At 67.8% G+C, this 15,566-nt stretch carries 14 protein-coding genes and 1 pseudogene; 9 read left to right on the top strand and 6 right to left on the bottom strand.

What is annotated here, in order from left to right; all coding sequences use genetic code 11:
* Nucleotides 1–41: 41 nt before the first annotated feature.
* From metK to rph, 5 genes are all read right to left on the bottom strand, one after another.
* Nucleotides 42–1,214 carry a methionine adenosyltransferase gene (metK, locus tag Q331_RS0102205; RefSeq protein WP_026379326.1) on the bottom strand — a complete coding sequence of 391 codons (1,173 nt, stop codon included), beginning with the start codon at nucleotides 1,212–1,214 and terminating at the stop codon, nucleotides 42–44.
* A gap of 218 nt (nucleotides 1,215–1,432) precedes the next feature.
* On the bottom strand, nucleotides 1,433–3,514 hold the full coding sequence (locus Q331_RS19585) for a transglycosylase domain-containing protein (protein ID WP_084174652.1): 2,082 nt from the start codon (nucleotides 3,512–3,514) through the stop codon (nucleotides 1,433–1,435).
* 100 nt (nucleotides 3,515–3,614) lie between these two features.
* Nucleotides 3,615–4,778 carry a radical SAM family heme chaperone HemW gene (hemW, locus tag Q331_RS0102195; RefSeq protein WP_026379325.1) on the bottom strand — a complete coding sequence of 388 codons (1,164 nt, stop codon included), beginning with the start codon at nucleotides 4,776–4,778 and terminating at the stop codon, nucleotides 3,615–3,617.
* A gap of 2 nt (nucleotides 4,779–4,780) precedes the next feature.
* Complete coding sequence (rdgB, locus tag Q331_RS0102190) at nucleotides 4,781–5,437, bottom strand: RdgB/HAM1 family non-canonical purine NTP pyrophosphatase (RefSeq protein ID WP_051630393.1); 657 nt, start codon at nucleotides 5,435–5,437, stop codon at nucleotides 4,781–4,783.
* Nucleotides 5,434–6,147, bottom strand: coding sequence for a ribonuclease PH (gene rph / locus Q331_RS0102185; protein WP_026379323.1), 714 nt, complete (start codon nucleotides 6,145–6,147; stop codon nucleotides 5,434–5,436). Before rph ends, rdgB begins: the two co-directional genes overlap by 4 nt.
* 140 nt (nucleotides 6,148–6,287) lie before the next feature.
* On the opposite strand from rph, the gene hrcA reads away from it, so the two are divergent.
* From hrcA to pyrE, 4 genes are all read left to right on the top strand, one after another.
* Entirely contained in the window at nucleotides 6,288–7,346 is a 1,059-nt protein-coding gene (hrcA, locus tag Q331_RS0102180) for a heat-inducible transcriptional repressor HrcA (RefSeq protein ID WP_034490737.1), read from the top strand.
* Nucleotides 7,347–7,514: 168 nt separating this feature from the next.
* Nucleotides 7,515–8,162 carry a nucleotide exchange factor GrpE gene (gene grpE, locus Q331_RS19580; protein WP_034490734.1) on the top strand — a complete coding sequence of 216 codons (648 nt, stop codon included), beginning with the start codon at nucleotides 7,515–7,517 and terminating at the stop codon, nucleotides 8,160–8,162.
* Between the two features lie 128 nt (nucleotides 8,163–8,290).
* Entirely contained in the window at nucleotides 8,291–8,680 is a 390-nt protein-coding gene (locus Q331_RS0102170; RefSeq protein WP_026379321.1) for a VOC family protein, read from the top strand.
* 75 nt (nucleotides 8,681–8,755) lie between these two features.
* Nucleotides 8,756–9,313, top strand: a complete 558-nt coding sequence (pyrE, locus tag Q331_RS0102165) for an orotate phosphoribosyltransferase (RefSeq protein WP_034490732.1) — start codon at nucleotides 8,756–8,758, stop codon at nucleotides 9,311–9,313.
* 34 nt (nucleotides 9,314–9,347) lie between these two features.
* On the opposite strand, the pseudogene Q331_RS19575 reads toward pyrE, so the two are convergent.
* Nucleotides 9,348–9,975: pseudogene (locus tag Q331_RS19575) on the bottom strand (alpha-ketoglutarate-dependent dioxygenase AlkB family protein).
* 239 nt (nucleotides 9,976–10,214) lie between these two features.
* Here Q331_RS19575 and dnaK point away from each other — a divergent pair.
* The 5 genes from dnaK (at nucleotide 10,215) to Q331_RS0102135 (ending at nucleotide 15,481) form a co-directional block, all read left to right on the top strand.
* Nucleotides 10,215–12,149 (top strand): molecular chaperone DnaK, encoded by a 1,935-nt coding sequence (dnaK, locus tag Q331_RS0102155; RefSeq protein WP_026379319.1) that lies wholly within the window; start codon nucleotides 10,215–10,217, stop codon nucleotides 12,147–12,149.
* A gap of 59 nt (nucleotides 12,150–12,208) precedes the next feature.
* On the top strand, nucleotides 12,209–13,090 hold the full coding sequence (locus Q331_RS22840; protein ID WP_051630391.1) for an FkbM family methyltransferase: 882 nt from the start codon (nucleotides 12,209–12,211) through the stop codon (nucleotides 13,088–13,090).
* 3 nt (nucleotides 13,091–13,093) lie between these two features.
* A complete protein-coding gene (gene dnaJ, locus Q331_RS0102145) occupies nucleotides 13,094–14,227 on the top strand; it encodes a molecular chaperone DnaJ (RefSeq protein ID WP_026379318.1) in 1,134 nt (377 codons plus the stop codon).
* A gap of 79 nt (nucleotides 14,228–14,306) precedes the next feature.
* On the top strand, nucleotides 14,307–14,903 hold the full coding sequence (locus Q331_RS0102140) for a class I SAM-dependent methyltransferase (RefSeq protein ID WP_026379317.1): 597 nt from the start codon (nucleotides 14,307–14,309) through the stop codon (nucleotides 14,901–14,903).
* Entirely contained in the window at nucleotides 14,903–15,481 is a 579-nt protein-coding gene (locus tag Q331_RS0102135; RefSeq protein WP_322786483.1) for an NADPH-dependent FMN reductase, read from the top strand. The genes Q331_RS0102140 and Q331_RS0102135 overlap by 1 nt, the downstream gene beginning before the upstream one ends.
* The last annotated feature ends 85 nt before the right edge of the window (nucleotides 15,482–15,566 follow it).

Genomic DNA, 15,566 nt, shown 5'->3' with positions numbered 1-15,566 from the left:
GCTGCGGGCGCCGCGACCGGCGCCCCCTTCACAAGTAGCGCCTAGAGCGCGTCGCGGATTTTGTCGGCGAGGTCGGTCTTCTCCCAGGAGAAGCCGCCGTCTTCCTCCGGCGGGCGGCCGAAATGACCATAGGCGGCGGTGCGCGCATAGATCGGACGGTTGAGCGAGAGGTGCTGGCGGATACCGCGCGGGGTGAGGTCCATCACCTTGTCGAGCGCCTTCTCGATGTCGTCGGCGCGCACATTCTTCGCCGTCTCATGCATGTCGACATAGATCGACAGCGGCTTGGCGACGCCGATGGCGTAGGAGAGCTGGATGGTGCAGCGTTCGGCAAGGTCGGCGGCGACGATGTTCTTGGCCAGATAGCGCGCCGCATAGGCGGCCGAGCGGTCCACCTTGGTCGGGTCCTTGCCGGAGAAGGCGCCGCCGCCGTGCGGGGCCGCGCCGCCATAGGTATCGACGATGATCTTGCGCCCGGTGAGGCCGCAATCGCCGTCCGGGCCACCGATGACGAACTTGCCCGTCGGATTGACGTGCCAGATCGTGTCGCCGTTCACCCAGCCCTCCGGCAGCGCCTCGCGCACATAGGGCTCCACGATCGCCCGGACGTCGGCTGAGGTCAGCTTCTCGTCGGTGTGCTGGGTGGAGACGACGACGGAATGGACGCCGACCGGCACGCCGTTCTCGTAACGCACCGTCACCTGCGATTTGGAATCGGGGCCGAGCGCCGGCTCCCTGCCGGCATGACGCGCCTCTGCCATCAGATGCAGGATCTTGTGGGCATAGAGGATCGGCGCGGGCATCAGCTCCGGCGTCTCGCGGCAGGCGAAGCCGAACATGATGCCCTGGTCGCCCGCGCCCTCGTCCTTGGCCTCGCCGCCATCCACGCCCTGCGCGATGTCGGCCGACTGCTCATGCAGGAGGACCTCGACCTTGCAGTCTCTCCAGTGGAAACCTTCCTGCTCGTAGCCGATGTCGCGAATCGCCTCTCGGGCGCAGCGCTCCACGGCAGCGGCATCGACTTCCGCCGCGCCGCGCACCTCGCCGGCGATGACGACGCGGTTGGTGGTGGCCAGCGTCTCGCAAGCGACGCGTGCCTCCGGAAGGGCAGCAAGATGGGCATCTACGACGGCATCGGAAATGCGGTCGCAGACCTTGTCGGGATGGCCCTCGGAAACCGACTCGCTGGTGAAAAGGTAATGCTCTCGTGGCACGCTGACACGCCTCCTTGAAGCGGCTCTAAGCCCGGCTCGGGATTGCTGGGGTGACTGAGGTCGTGGCGCCGGTGTTTGCCCGCAGGCGCGCCCGCCGTCAAGGTTCGGGGCAAAATCGCCGCAAGGACGGGCGGCGTCACGTTGACTCTCGCACCCCTCTCAACCGCGCCAAACCCTGGCGTTCGGGCGAGAGCGCGTCATGCCTTGATGGATGCGCTCTAATTGCCGAAAATGCGGCCGAAGAAGCTGCTCTCGCCCGATGAACCGCCCGTCTGCGTGCGCTGCCGCGGCGCGCCGCCATCCCTGTTGAGAATCCAGTTGCGGTGGGCGGCATCGCCGTCGTCCTGGCCGCTCCGGCCTCCGCTCGCCGCCGTCTGGGCGCGCGCGGCGGGACGGTAGAGCCCCTCGCCGGGAAGCTCTGCCACCTCAACGCCGCGATGCGCCTCGCGCATGAAGTCGGACCAGATCATCGCCGGCAGGTTGCCGCCGGATGCCTTGTCGGTCGGCGAATTGTCGTCGTTGCCGAGCCAGACGCCGGTGGTCAGGTTCGCCGTATAGCCGACGAACCAGGCATCGCGCCAATCCTGGCTGGTGCCGGTCTTGCCGCCGGCGGGCCAGCCGGGAATCTGCGCCTTGCGCCCGGTGCCGATTTCCAGCGTCGCCCGCATCATCTCGTTCATCATGGCGACGGTGGGAAGCTCCACCACGCGGCCGAGGCCGGGCGGGGAGCGCACGAAAAGCTCCCGTCCCTCAGCCGTGGTGATGCGCCGGATGACATGCGGCAGCACGGCGAAGCCGCCATTGGCGAGCGGCGCGTAGGCCCCTGTCATCTCCAACAGGCTGACCTCGGACGTGCCGAGCGCGATGGTGGCGTTGGAGACAAGCTCGGAGCTGATACCCATGCGATGGGCCGTCTCGGCGATGCTCTTGGGGCCGAGCTCGGCGGCGAGCTTGGCAGCGACGGTGTTGAGGGAGCGGGCAAGCGCGGTCTGCAGCGTGACCGCGCCTTCATATTTGCCGGCATAGTTCTGCGGCTGCCACTTGCCGATGCGCACCGGCTCGTCGACGCGCACCGTCTGCGGGGTGAGACCTTTTTCCAGGGCCGTCAGATAGACGAAAGGCTTGAAGGCGGAGCCGGGCTGGCGCTTGGCCTGGACGGCGCGGTTGAACTGGCTGTCCTTATAGGCGCGCCCGCCGACCATGGCGCGGATGGCGCCCGTGCCGTCGATGGCCACCAGGGCGCCCTGCTTCACCCCGTATTGCCCGCCGAAGGCGCGCAGGCCCTCCACCAGCGAGAACTCCGCCTGGCGCTCCAGCTCCATGTCGAGCGTGGTGAAGACGACCAGATCCTCGCTGATGGCGCCGACATAGGAAGGCAGCCGGTCCATGACGAAATCGGCGACGTAATTCTCCGCATGGACGCGGCCCCGCGAGGCGATGCGCGGCTTTTCGGCCTTGGCCGCCTCCGCCTTGGCGCGGCTGATGAAGCCCTCGCGCGCCATGGCATCGAGGACGAGAGCGGCACGCTCCTCGGCGGCCGCGAAATCGCGGTCCGGCTGATAGCGGGAAGGCGCCTTCAAAAGGCCGGCGAGCATCGCCGCCTCCTTCAGGGAGAGATCGCTCGCACCCTTGGCGAAGAAGCGATGCGCCGCCGCGTCGACGCCATAGGCGCCGCCGCCGAAATAGACGCGGTTGAGGTACATCTCCAGGATGTCGTCCTTGGAGTATTTTCGCTCCAGCCAAAGCGCCAGCAACAACTCCTGCACCTTGCGGCGGACGGAGCGCTCCGGCGTCAGGAACATGTTCTTCGCCAGCTGCTGGGTGAGCGTGGAGCCGCCCTCCACCACGCCGCCGGAGAGAAGATTGCGGGCCATGGCACGGGTGAGACCGATGGGATCGACGCCGAAATGGTAGCGATAGCGATGGTCCTCGATGGCGATCAACGCCTGCGGCACATGCGCGGGCAGCTCCGTCAGGCGCACCGCCTCCCCGCCGGTATCGCCGCGATTGCCGATAAGGCTGCCGTCGACGGCAAGGATGCGCACATTGGGCGGACGCTCCGGCACCTTCCATTCGGAGATCGGCGGCATCTGAATGCCGTACCAGGCAAGAACGCCGGCAAGGCCGATCGCCGCCCACAGGCAGAGGACCGCGCCCCAATAGACGGAGCGGGCGAAAAAGCCGGAACGGCGTCCTGCGGCGCGCTTCTTCTTGCGCCCACGGCCGTTGCCCGCCTCCGCCTGGCGCGGCGCATCGTCGAAGCGCGGCTCCACGCGCTCCTTCCTCTTCCGACCCGCCATCAGCAGCCCGTCCCTTTCATCGGGTGTGGAGCTGGCAGGCTAAGATGGGCGATTTAAGGCACGGTAAACCATGGCGCCCGCGCAAGGCGGAACTGGCGTCTCAGGCGGCGAGATCGGCGACGACCGCATCGAGAACGGCAAGCCCCGCCGGCGTGGCGACGAGGCGCCCCGTGCCGGCGTCGTGGCGAACCATGCCGTGCTCGACGAGATCGGCGATGCGCGAGCGCTGCAAAGGCCTTCCGACGAGCGCTTGGTAGCGGTCGATATCGATGCCTTCCGCCAGCCTGAGGCCCATGACCAGCATCTCGTCGGCCTCCTCCTCCAGCGTGAGAAGACCCTCCTCCACGAGACCATGACCCTTCTCCGCGACCCTTTCCAGCCAGCGTTCGGGATGGCTCTCGGCGGCGGTGGCGAGGCGCCCCTTTGCGGTGGCGAGCCGGCCATGGGCGCCGGGCCCGGCGCCGACGAATTCGCCATGGCGCCAATAGGTCAGGTTGTGGCGGCTTTCACAGCCGGGACGGGCATGGTTGGAGATCTCGTAGGCCGGCAGGCCCGCCCCCGCCGTCATCTCCTGCGTCGCCGCGTAGAAATCGGCGGCCTCGTCGGGGGCCGGGACGATGAGCTTGCCGGCGCGGTGCAGCGCCGCGAAGGGTGTGCCGCTCTCGATGGTGAGCTGGTAGAGCGACAGATGGTCGGCGGCAAAGCCGAGCGCCTCGGAAAGCTCGCCGCGCCAGGCATCAAGCGTCTGGCCGGGGCGGGCATAGATGAGGTCGAAGGAAAGGCGCGGAAAGGTGGCGCGCGCAAGCTCCACGGCCTGCAGCGCCTGCGCCCTGTCGTGCATACGGCCGAGCGCCTTCAACGCGGCATCGTGGAGCGCCTGGACGCCGAGCGAGACGCGGTTCACACCGGCGGCGCGGTAGCCGCGAAAGCGCTCCGCCTCGACGCTGGAAGGATTGGCCTCCAGGGTGATTTCGGCGTCCCCGGCGACCGGCCAGCGGGCGGCGACCGCCTCCAGCAGCCCTTCCACCGTCGCCGGGCGCATCAGCGAGGGCGTGCCGCCGCCGAAGAAGATGCTGGTGACGGTGCGGCCGGGCGCGAGCTCGGCGAAATGGGCGAGTTCGCGCCGGAAGGCTTCGAGGAAAGCCGCCTCGTCCACCGGCTGGTGGCGCACATGCGAGTTGAAATCACAATAGGGGCATTTGGCGGCGCAGAAGGGCCAGTGCAGATAGACGCCGAAGCTCGTCTTCTCCGCCGGGACCATCATGGTCAGGCCCGCGCGCTGCCGAGACAGGCCTCGGCGAAGGCCTTGAAGGCGCGGGCGCGGTGCGAGAGCGCCTGCGCCTCGCCGGGGCGCCAGCCGTGCTTTTCCTCCGCAAGCATCTCGCCGAAGGTCCGCGCGTGCCCGTCCGGCAGGAACATCGGATCGTAGCCGAAGCCCCGGTCGCCGCGCGGCGGCCAGACCAACGTGCCGTCGACCCGCCCCTCGAAGGTCTCCACGGCGCCTTCCGGCATGGCGAGCGCCAGCACGCAGACGAAGGCGGCGCGGCGCTCCTCGGGCGTGACGGCACCGACGGCGGCCAGCTTCTCCTCCACATTGCGCATGGCCTGGGCGAAGTCGCGGCCATCGCCCGCCCAGCGCGCCGAATAGATGCCGGGCGCGCCGCCGAGCGCCTTCACGGCGAGGCCGGAATCGTCGGCGAGCGCCGGCAGGCCGGAGGCGGAAGCGGCCGCCTCGGCCTTCAGGATGGCGTTGGCGGAGAAGGTCTCGCCCGTCTCCTCCGGCTCAATCAGGCCAAGCTCGGCGGCCGAGCGCACCGAAAAGCCGTAGGGCGCCAGAAGATCGGCGATCTCGGCGATCTTGCCGGCGTTATGGCTGGCGACGACGAGCGGACCGGGATGCAGAACGATGCGCGGCGTCGTCATTCCACCGCCATCTTCTGCAGATCGACGAGACGGGAAACGCCGCCGCGGGCGAGCTTCAAGAGCGCCCCGAGCTCCTCCTCGGAGAAGGGCGCGCCCTCGGCGGTCGCCTGCACCTCGACGAGCTTGCCGGCGCCGGTCATGACGAAATTGGCATCCGTCTCGGCGGCCGAATCCTCGGCGTAATCGAGGTCCAGCACCGGCTCGCCCTCCATGATGCCGCAGGAGACCGCCGCCACGTGGTCGGTCAGCACCGGCGCCCTGACGATATCGCGGGCGCGCATCCATTCAAGCGCGTCGCGCAACGCCACCCAGGCGCCGGTGATGGCCGCGGTTCGGGTGCCTCCATCGGCCTGGATAACATCGCAATCGACGGTGATCTGGCGCTCGCCAAGGGCTTTCAGGTCGACGACGGCGCGCAAGGAGCGGCCGATGAGACGCTGGATCTCCAGCGTGCGCCCGCCCTGCTTGCCGAGCGCGGCCTCGCGGCGCATGCGCTCGCCGGTGGAGCGCGGCAGCATGCCGTATTCGGCCGTCACCCAGCCCTTGCCGCCGCCGCGCAGCCACGGCGGGACCTGCTCGGCGACGCTCGCCAGGCACAGGACATGGGTATCGCCGAAGCGTACCAGACACGAGCCCTCGGCATGCTTAGAGACGCCGCGTTCCAGCGAGATGGCGCGCATCTCATCGGCGGCCCGGTGCGATGGGCGCATAGAGAATCTCCTTCCATGAAGTGCCGCTCTGTTAAGCATTCGTTTCCGCCTGAGCAAGGCGAGCGGCTTGCACGGACGGCGCGGCGCCGCAATATGGGGAGCTTGAGCACCACAACCCACCGTCCCCACAGCCCCTGCCGATGAAAGCGCAGATGCTCACAGCCCTGGACGATCGCTCGCGCGAGATCTTCCGCCGCATCGTGGAAAGCTACCTCGATCGCGGCGAGCCGGTCGGCTCGCGCAATGTCAGCCGGCTGCTGTCGACGGCCCTGTCGCCGGCCTCGGTACGCAACGTCATGGCCGACCTTGAGGCGATGGGCCTCATCTTCTCGCCCCATACCAGCGCCGGGCGCATGCCCACGGAGATGGGGCTGCGCTTCTTCATCGATTCGCTCCTGGAGATCGGCGGGCTCAGCGACAGCGAGCGCCAGGCGATCGAAAGCCAGGTTCGCATCGGCGGCGAAGAGAGAAGCGTGGAGACCCTGTTGACGGAAGCGAGCCAGACGCTTTCGGGCCTTTCGGAAGGCGCCGGCGTCGTCGTCGCCGCCAAGCAGGATCTGAGGCTGAAGCATATCGAGTTCGTGCGCATCGAGCCGAACCGCGCCCTGGTCGTCCTGGTCAGCGAGGAAGGCACGGTGGAGAACCGGGTCATCGCCGTGCCGCGCGGCCTGCCGACCTCGGCGCTGCACGAGGCCTCCAACTATCTGAACGCGCATATCCGCGGCAAGACGCTGGCGGAGGCGCGCGGCGAATTGGAGAAGAAGCGCGAGGAAAGACGGCGCGCCATCGACACGCTGTCGGAAGACATCATCGCGGAGGGGCTGGCGCAATGGTCGGGACCGCCGCAGGAGCCGGCGACGCTCATCGTGCGCGGCCGCTCCAAGCTTCTCAACGACCTCAAGGCCCTGGAGGACCTGGAGCGAATCCGCGTCCTCTTCGACGACCTTGAGACCAAGAAGGACATCATCCAGCTTCTCGACCTGGCCGAAGAGGGCGAGGGCGTGCGCATCTTCATCGGCTCGGAGAACAAGCTGTTCTCGCTTTCGGGCTCCTCGCTGGTGGTGGCGCCGTTCCGCGACGGCTCGGAGCGCGTCGTCGGCGTGCTCGGGGTGATCGGCCCGACGCGCCTCAACTATGCTCGCGTTATTCCCGTTGTCGACTATACGGCGCAGTTGATGACGGATCTCATCCGACGCTAGAGCGTGTCATGCCTTGCTGGAAGCGGTTCTGTTTTGGTTTCGGCGAGGCGAGCGACAGGAGAGACGCGTAGCGCGATGCGGGCATCGGGCGGGCGGGTTGATTTTCCTCTCGCAAGCCTCGATATGCGGCGCGATTCCTAAAGGTTCTGAAGAGAGCGACGTTTCGCGATGGATAGTGAAAAACGCAATCTCGATAGCCAGGAAGCCGCGGCCGAGGAGGCCAAGGCCGAAGAGCGCGTCGAGCCCGCACCCGACAGCGAGGAGGCGACGCTCGGCATCGAAGAGCTGATCGAAAAGCTGGAGGCGGAGAAGGCCGACCTCACCGAGCGACTGCTTCGGGTCGCGGCGGAGATCGAGAACACGCGCCGGCGCGCCGCCCGCGACGTGCAGGATGCGCGCCGCTACGCCATCAGCAAATTCGCCGCCGACATGCTGCAGGTGGAGGACAATCTGCGCCGCGCCCTGGAGGCGGTGGACGAGAAGGCCTGGGGCACCGAGGACCCGGAGCTGAAGGCGCTGATGGAAGGCGTGCAGATGACCGCGCGCGAATTGGAGCGCATCCTGGAGCGGCACGAGGTGAAGCTGATACCGGCCATGGGCGAGCGCTTCGACCCGCACCGGCACCAGGCCATGTTCGAGGTGCCCGACGACAGCGTGCCGGCCGGCACCATCGTGCAGGTGGCGCAGAACGGCTACATGATCGGCGAACGCGTCCTGCGCGCGGCGATGGTCGGCGTCTCAAGGGGCGGCCCGCCGCCGGAAAAAGCCCCGCAGGACGAAGGCAACGGCAAGGCGCAAGGGCAGGAGGCCGGCTGAGCCCCGCCTCGGCGCGTTGATGCCCCGTCTCGGCGGGTCCTCGCCAAGCGTGGGCCGCGGCTTGCGCGGCGGGCCGACGAGGCGGAATATTCCCGGGCGGCGGTGAGGGCGCCGCCAGGGAGGTTCCCATGGCCGAGCACGGCACTTTCTACTGGAACGAATTGATGGCCCACGACATCGACGGGGCCAAGAAGTTCTACGCCGACACGCTCGGCTGGAGCTTCGACGCCATGCCGATGGCCGACGGCCTCACCTATTGGGTGGCGATGATGGGCGGCAGGCCGGTCGGCGGCATGTTCGACGTCAAGGCCGCCGGGATGGGGCAATCGCCGGAGGGCTGGATGCCCTATATCGCCGTCGACGACATCGACGCGCGCTGCGCCAAGGCGAAAGCGGCCGGCGCCAGCATCTTGCGCGAGCCTTTCGACGTGCCCGGCGTGGGGCGCATCGCCATCCTGCAGGAGCCGGGCGGGGCGGTGATCGGCTGGATGACCGCCGCCGAGCCGCAAGGCGGCTGAGCCTTCGACGCCACGGCTTGACGGGGGCGCCGCTTTCGGGCCTTTGCCTGCCGCATGACAAGCGGCAGGGACGGCATGAACCAGGAGCTCTACGACATCATCGCGCAACGCTCGTTCCGCGAGGGCGGCGCGTTCACCCTCGCCTCGGGTCGCAAGAGCTCGGTCTATTTCAACCTGAAGCCGACGATGCTCGACCCCGCGGGCGCACGCCTCATCGGCAGCGCGATCGCGCAAAAGGCGGGCGAGCTAGGCACCGATTACGTCGGCGGGCTGGCCATGGGCGCGGTGCCGCTCGTCGCCGTGACGGCGGCGATGAGCGCGGCGGGCAAACGGCCGGTGCGCGCCGTCTTCATCCGCAAGGAGGCCAAGGGCCACGGCACGCAAAGCCAGGTGGAGGGCCTGGCGGAGGGCGAGAGCCTTGAAGGGCGCGCCGTGCTCGTGGTGGAGGACGTGACGACCACCGGCGGCTCGGCGATGCTGGCCATCGAGGCGCTGCGCCAGGCCGGCGCCAAGGTGCGCGACGTCCTCACCGTCGTCGACCGGCAGGAGGGCGCCGAAGCGGCCTTCGCCGAGGCCGGGCTCACGCTGCACGCGCTCTTCCGCAAGCAGGATTTCGCCGGCGAACGCACCTGAAGCGCCGGCGCGCATTACAAGGCGCCCGCTCCGCTCAGGCGGGCGGCGTCACCCGGCGAAGCGTCAGGTTGATGCGCCCGCCCTTCGGCAACAGAGTGGAGGAGCCGGAGAGTGGAGGAGCCGGCAATCACCCGGTCGATGCCGTGATAGGCAAGCCGCGACGGCCCGCCGAGGACGAGCGCGTCGCCGGAGGCAAGGCGGAAGGAGCGCGTCGGATCCTTGCGGTTTGTGCCGCCGATGCGAAACAGCGCCTCATCGCCGAGCGAAAGCGAGACGACGGGCGCGGAAAAATCCTCCTCGTCGCGATCCTGATGCAGGCCCATCCTGGCGCCCGCCGCGTAGTAGTTGACGAGGCAGGCCTGCGGCGGATGCGGATGGTCGGCAAGTGCGCGCCAGGCGGCAAGAAGCGCTTCGGGCATGGCCGGCCAGGGCCGGCCGGTCTGCGGATGCTTGTCCTGATAGCGATAGCCCGACCGGTCGGAGACCCAGCCGAGGCTGCCGCAATTGGTCATCTTCACCGAAAAGGGCCGGCCCGTGCGCGGCATGACGGGCGTGAAGAGGGGCGCTTCGGCGATCACCGCGCGCAGCTCGCCAAGCAGCGCCTCCTGGGCGCGGCGCGACAGGAAACCCGGCACGATCTTCACGCCCGGCAATCCGCTCATCTCGCTTTCCTCGTCGCATTCATGACGGGCCCCCTCGCCATTGCGAAAGGGTTGCTGTTGGCTAAAGGCCTTCTTACTTGCGGCCCCGAATCGCCCTTCTTATATGAGCCGCAACCTTGCGTCGGCGAGCCGGCGCCACCTATTTCGAACGTCAGACCACGGGGGCTGGAGCGGGCGTTTGCCGCGTTCTCGGATGCCAAAAGGGGTCCGGCCAGCCTGCCAAAAAGGAGTGATTGGACATGGCGAAAGTCATCGGCATCGACCTCGGCACGACGAATTCGTGCGTCTCCGTTATGGAGGGCAAGAGCCCGAAGGTCATCGAGAATTCCGAAGGCGCGCGGACCACGCCTTCCATGGTCGCCTTCACCGAGGACAACGAGCGCCTCATCGGCCAGCCGGCGAAGCGCCAGGCCGTCACCAACCCGCAGCGCACCATCTTCGCCGTCAAGCGCCTCATCGGCCGGCGCTTCGACGACCCGACCGTGGCCAAGGACCAGAAGCTGGTCCCCTACAAGATCGTCAAGGCCGACAACGGCGATGCCTGGGTGGAGGCCAACGGCGAGAAATACTCCCCCTCGCAGATTTCCGCGATGATCCTGCAAAAGATGAGGGAGACGGCCGAGAGCTATCTCGGCGAGAAGGTGGAGAAGGCCGTCATCACCGTTCCGGCCTACTTCAACGACGCCCAGCGCCAGGCCACCAAGGATGCCGGCAAGATCGCCGGCCTGGAAGTGCTGCGCATCATCAACGAGCCGACCGCCGCCGCCCTCGCCTACGGACTGGAGAAGAACGACGGCAAGACGATCGCCGTCTACGACCTCGGCGGCGGCACCTTCGACATCTCCATCCTGGAGATCGGCGACGGCGTCTTTGAGGTGAAGTCGACCAACGGCGACACCTTCCTCGGCGGCGAGGATTTCGACATGCGCCTCGTCGATTATCTCGCCGACGAGTTCAAGAAGGAGCAGGGCATCGACCTCAGGAACGACCCGCTCGCCCTGCAGCGCCTGAAGGAAGCCGCCGAGAAGGCCAAGATCGAGCTCTCCTCGGCGCAGCAGACCGAGGTCAACCTGCCTTATATCACCGCCGATTCCTCCGGCCCGAAGCATCTGACCATGAAATTGTCGCGGGCCAAGTTCGAGAGCCTGGTCGACGATCTGGTGCAGCGCACGGTGGGCCCGGTGAAGGCCGCGCTGAAGGATGCCGGGGCCTCCGCCTCCGATATCGACGAGGTGGTGCTCGTCGGCGGCATGACGCGCATGCCCAAGGTGCAGGAAGTGGTGAAGAACCTCTTCGGCAAGGAGCCGCATAAGGGCGTCAATCCGGACGAGGTGGTGGCCATGGGCGCGGCGATCCAGGCCGGCGTCCTGCAGGGCGACGTCAAGGACGTGCTTCTGCTCGACGTGACGCCGCTGTCGCTGGGCATCGAGACGCTGGGCGGCGTCTTCACCCGCCTCATCGACCGCAACACCACCATCCCGACGAAGAAGAGCCAGGTCTTCTCCACCGCCGAGGACAACCAGAACGCGGTGACGATCCGCGTCTTCCAGGGCGAGCGCGAAATGGCGGCCGACAACAAGATGCTCGGCCAGTTCAACCTTGAGGGCATTCCGCCCGCGCCGCGCGGCATGCCGCAGATCGAGGTCACCTTCGACATCGACGCCAACGGCATCGTCAACGTCTCCGCCCATGACAAGGGCACCGGCAAGGAGCAGAAGATCACCATCCAGGCCTCCGGCGGCCTCTCCGACGCGGACATCGACAAGATGGTGAAGGAAGCCGAAGCCAACGCGGAGACGGACAAGAAGCGCCGCGAGATGGTGGAAGCCAAGAACCAGGCCGAGGCGCTCGTCCACGCCACCGAGAAGTCGCTCGCCGAACATGGCGACAAGGTCGACGCGGAAACCAAATCGACCATCGAGACGGCTCTCTCGGAGCTGAAGGAAGCGGCCGCCGGCGAGGACAAGGACGCCATCGAGGCCAAGTCCCAGGCCCTCGCCATGGCCTCCATGAAGCTCGGCGAGGCCGTCTACAAGGCCGAGCAGGAATCGGCCGCCGGAGAGACCGGCGCGGAGGCCGGCGAAGCCGGCGAGGAGACCGGAACCAAGGACGAGGACGTCGTCGATGCCGATTTCGAGGAGATCGACGACGACGACAAGAAGAAATCGGCCTAATTGCCGACAGCCGGGCCCGGTTCGTCCAGGGCCCGGCTTGACGCATCTCGTCTCTCTCCATGACAGACGCGACGATCCATCCACCCTTTGGAACGCATGCCCTTCCGGCCTGGCTGGAGAAGCTGCGCCGCTGGTCGCTCCAGCGCCCGGCTTCCGGCGTCAATCGGCGCCTCGCCTCGCTGGTGCGGCGCGTTTGCCTTGCCGGGCGCGAGGATCCGGTGGATGTGGAGGTCTTCTCGCGCGCCAGGGCGCGGCTGTTCCCTCGCTCCAACCGCTGCGAGAAGGCGGTCTTCGCCGGCGCGCAGTTCTGGGATCGGCGCGAGCGCCAGGCGCTCGCGGCCGCGATCGCCGATTTCGGTGAGGCGCGGCCCTTCGTCTTCCTCGATATCGGCGCCAATGTCGGCCTCTACACGCTGTTCGCCGCCGCGGAGGCGGCCCGGGCGCAGCGGGAGATCCGCATTCTCGCCGTGGAACCCGATGCGATGAACCGCGGCCGGCTGTGCCTCAACATCGCGCTGTCGGAAGCCGAAGGCATCGAGGTCGTGGCAAGTGCCATTGGCGGCGAGGCCGGCTCGGCGAGCCTCGTCCAGCCGCGGCGCAACCGGGGCGAGGTGCGCCTGCAACACGGGGAGGCGGCCGGCCAGAAGGTCGCCGTCCTCACCCTGCCGCAGTTGATGAGCGAGCACGGCATCGAGCGCGTCGATGCCATGAAGATCGACATCGAAGGCGAAGACGAGGCAGCGCTCTCAACGCTGTTCGCCGAGGTCGCGCCGCAGCGCTGGCCGCGGCTTCTCATCGCCGAAGCGGGCCGGGACAACACCGCTTCCATCATTGCGAACGTCGAGCGCCACGGCTACAGGCTCGTGGAGCGCGCCGGCATCAACGCCATCTTCACCATGAGCGAGCCAGGCGCGAAAGCTCAAGCACAAGGGGGCGCCTGAGCCGTGTCCAAGCGCGATTACTACGAAATTCTCGGCGTTTCCCGCAGCGTCGAAGAGAAGGAGCTGAAGGCCGCCTTCCGCAAGCTCGCCATGCAGTATCACCCGGATCGCAATCCGGGCGACCACGATGCGGAGCACCGTTTCAAGGAAGTCGGCGAGGCCTACGAGGTGCTGCGCGATCCGCAAAAGCGCGCCGCCTACGACCGCTTCGGCCACCAGGCCTTCGAAAATGGCGGCTTCGGGCCGCGCGGGGCGGCGGGCGCGGCCGGTTTCGGCTCGTTCTCCGACATCTTCGACGACATTTTCGGCGAGTTCATGAGCGGCGGGCGCCGTTCGGGCGGGCGCGAGCGCGGCTCGGACCTGCGCTACAATCTGGAAGTGACGCTGGAGGAGGCCTATCGCGGCAAGACCGTGGAGATCGAGGTGCCGACCTCCGTCACCTGCGACGCTTGCAGCGGCTCCGGCGCCAAGCCGGGCACCAGCCCGTCGACCTGCCCGACCTGCCGCGGCGCCGGCCGGGTGCGCTCCACCCAGGGCTTCTTTCAGATCCAGCAGACCTGCCCGACCTGCCAGGGCCGCGGCGCCATCGTCACCGACCCGTGCGAGAAATGCTCCGGCTCCGGCCGGCTGGCGGAGCGCCGCACGCTTTCCGTCAACATTCCCGCCGGCATCGAGGACGGCACGCGCATCCGCCTCGGCGGCGAGGGCGAGGCGGGGGTGAGAGGCGGACCGCCGGGCGACCTCTACATCTTCCTCTCCATCAAGCCGCACGAATTCTTCCAGCGCGACGCCGCCGACATCTTCTGCCGCGTGCCGGTCTCCCTCACGACCGCCGCGCTCGGCGGCCAGTTCGAGGTGCCGACCGTGGAGGGCGGGCGCACGCGCGTGCGCGTCCCGGAGGGCACGCAGACCGGCAAGCAGTTCCGCCTGAAGGGCAAGGGCATGCCGGTGCTCAGATCGCGCAATCACGGCGACATGTACGTCCAGATCGTGGTGGAGACGCCGCAGAAGCTGTCGCGGCGCCAACGCGAGCTTCTAGAAGAATTCGAGCGCGTGCAGTCGGAAGAAAACAATCCGGAATCGACCGGTTTCTTCGCCCGCGTGCGCGACTTCTTGGGATCGCTCAGCGACACATAATCGTCATGGAGATGACGCAAACAAAGCGAGCGAGGCGCCGCTAGCGCGCGCCGCTCGCCATAGGACGAAAGGTCTGCCAATGGCTCAGAACGCAACACCGCTCGGCGAACGGATCGAGGACGAATTCCGCTTCTTCAAGACCTGGGCCAAGCGGCCGATGAAGATGGGGGCGGTGGTGCCTTCCAGCCGCGCCTTCGCGCGGATGATGATCCGCCATGGCAAGCCCGACCCGGAAGGCTGGACCTTGGAGCTCGGCCCCGGCACCGGCGTCATCACCGAGGAGCTGATCCGCGCGGGCATTCCCCAGGAACGCCTCGTCTGCGTGGAATACGAGCAGCATTTCTACGACCTCCTGAAGAAGCGCTTCCCGCGCGTGAACCTCATCCGCGGCGACGCCTTCAACCTCGGCGAAACGCTCGGCGCCTTCGCCGATACGCAGTTCTCGGCGGTGCTTTCCGGCGTGCCGGTGCTGCTGATCTCGGAGGAGAAGCGCCGCCACTTCATCGCCGATTGCCTGTCGCGGGTGAGGCCGGGGGGCAACATGACCCAGCTTTCCTATTCCTTCACCACGCCGCAAAAGCCGGTCCCCGGCAGCTTCCGGGTGCGCAGCTCGCCCTGGGTCGGCTTCAACCTGCCGCCGGGCCGGGTGTGGATCTTCGAGCGCGAGACCGCCTGATGGCGGTCAGGGTCCTCGTCGTCCCCGGCTCCTTTCGCACCGGCTCGCTGAATACGCGCCTTGCCGCGCTCGCGACCAAGAAGCTCGCCCTCCGGGGCGCGGAGGTGAGGCGCATCTCGCTCGCCGACTATCAGATGCCGATCTATAACGGCGACCTGGAGAAGGAGAGCGGCACGCCGGCCGCAGCGCAGAAGCTCGCCGAGCAGTTCATGGCCCATGACGCGGTGCTCCTGGTCAGCCCGGAATACAATGCCAGCATCCCGCCGGTGCTTTCCAACGCGATCGACTGGATGAGCCGCGACGGCGTGGCCCCCTTCCGCGACCGGGTCTTCGCGCTCGCCGCCGCTTCCCCCGGGCCTTTCGGCGGCGTGCGCGTGGCGCTTGCGCTCAGGCAGATGCTGGAGGCGAGCGGCCTTGGCGCCCTCGTCATCCCGGAGCATTTCCTGCTCACCTTCGCCGGCGAGGCCTTTGCGGAGAACGAGGAACTGAAGGACGCGGCGGCGGACAAGCGCCTGGAAGCGGTGCTGCGCGCCCTTATTGAACGCGCCACGGCGCTAAAACTTTCACGCGAAAGCTGAGGCGGCCCTTCGCCAGCTTGCCGCTTGCCGAGCGGCGTGTTAACGCGCGGCCGTTCGTTTCCCCAAGACATAACAACAAGCCGAG

Origin of the sequence: Afifella pfennigii DSM 17143, from assembly GCF_000688515.1 — a bacterium.
Lineage (GTDB): Bacteria > Pseudomonadota > Alphaproteobacteria > Rhizobiales > Afifellaceae > Afifella > Afifella pfennigii.
This window is presented reverse-complemented; position numbering and strand designations above follow the sequence as displayed.

What these genes read in the sequence shown, in the direction of transcription:
- Q331_RS19585 (WP_084174652.1), bottom strand. Translation starts at nt 3,514, where the DNA reads ATGGCGGGTCGGAAGAGGAAGGAGCGCGTGGAGCCGCGCTTCGACGAT.
- rph (WP_026379323.1), bottom strand. Translation starts at nt 6,147, where the DNA reads ATGCGCCCATCGCACCGGGCCGCCGATGAGATGCGCGCCATCTCGCTG.
- Q331_RS0102135 (WP_322786483.1), top strand. Translation starts at nt 14,903, where the DNA reads ATGGCGGTCAGGGTCCTCGTCGTCCCCGGCTCCTTTCGCACCGGCTCG.
- hrcA (WP_034490737.1), top strand. Translation starts at nt 6,288, where the DNA reads ATGAAAGCGCAGATGCTCACAGCCCTGGACGATCGCTCGCGCGAGATC.
- dnaK (WP_026379319.1), top strand. Translation starts at nt 10,215, where the DNA reads ATGGCGAAAGTCATCGGCATCGACCTCGGCACGACGAATTCGTGCGTC.
- Q331_RS0102170 (WP_026379321.1), top strand. Translation starts at nt 8,291, where the DNA reads ATGGCCGAGCACGGCACTTTCTACTGGAACGAATTGATGGCCCACGAC.
- Q331_RS0102140 (WP_026379317.1), top strand. Translation starts at nt 14,307, where the DNA reads ATGGCTCAGAACGCAACACCGCTCGGCGAACGGATCGAGGACGAATTC.
- pyrE (WP_034490732.1), top strand. Translation starts at nt 8,756, where the DNA reads ATGAACCAGGAGCTCTACGACATCATCGCGCAACGCTCGTTCCGCGAG.
- Q331_RS22840 (WP_051630391.1), top strand. Translation starts at nt 12,209, where the DNA reads ATGACAGACGCGACGATCCATCCACCCTTTGGAACGCATGCCCTTCCG.
- rdgB (WP_051630393.1), bottom strand. Translation starts at nt 5,437, where the DNA reads ATGACGACGCCGCGCATCGTTCTGCATCCCGGTCCGCTCGTCGTCGCC.
- hemW (WP_026379325.1), bottom strand. Translation starts at nt 4,778, where the DNA reads ATGATGGTCCCGGCGGAGAAGACGAGCTTCGGCGTCTATCTGCACTGG.
- grpE (WP_034490734.1), top strand. Translation starts at nt 7,515, where the DNA reads ATGGATAGTGAAAAACGCAATCTCGATAGCCAGGAAGCCGCGGCCGAG.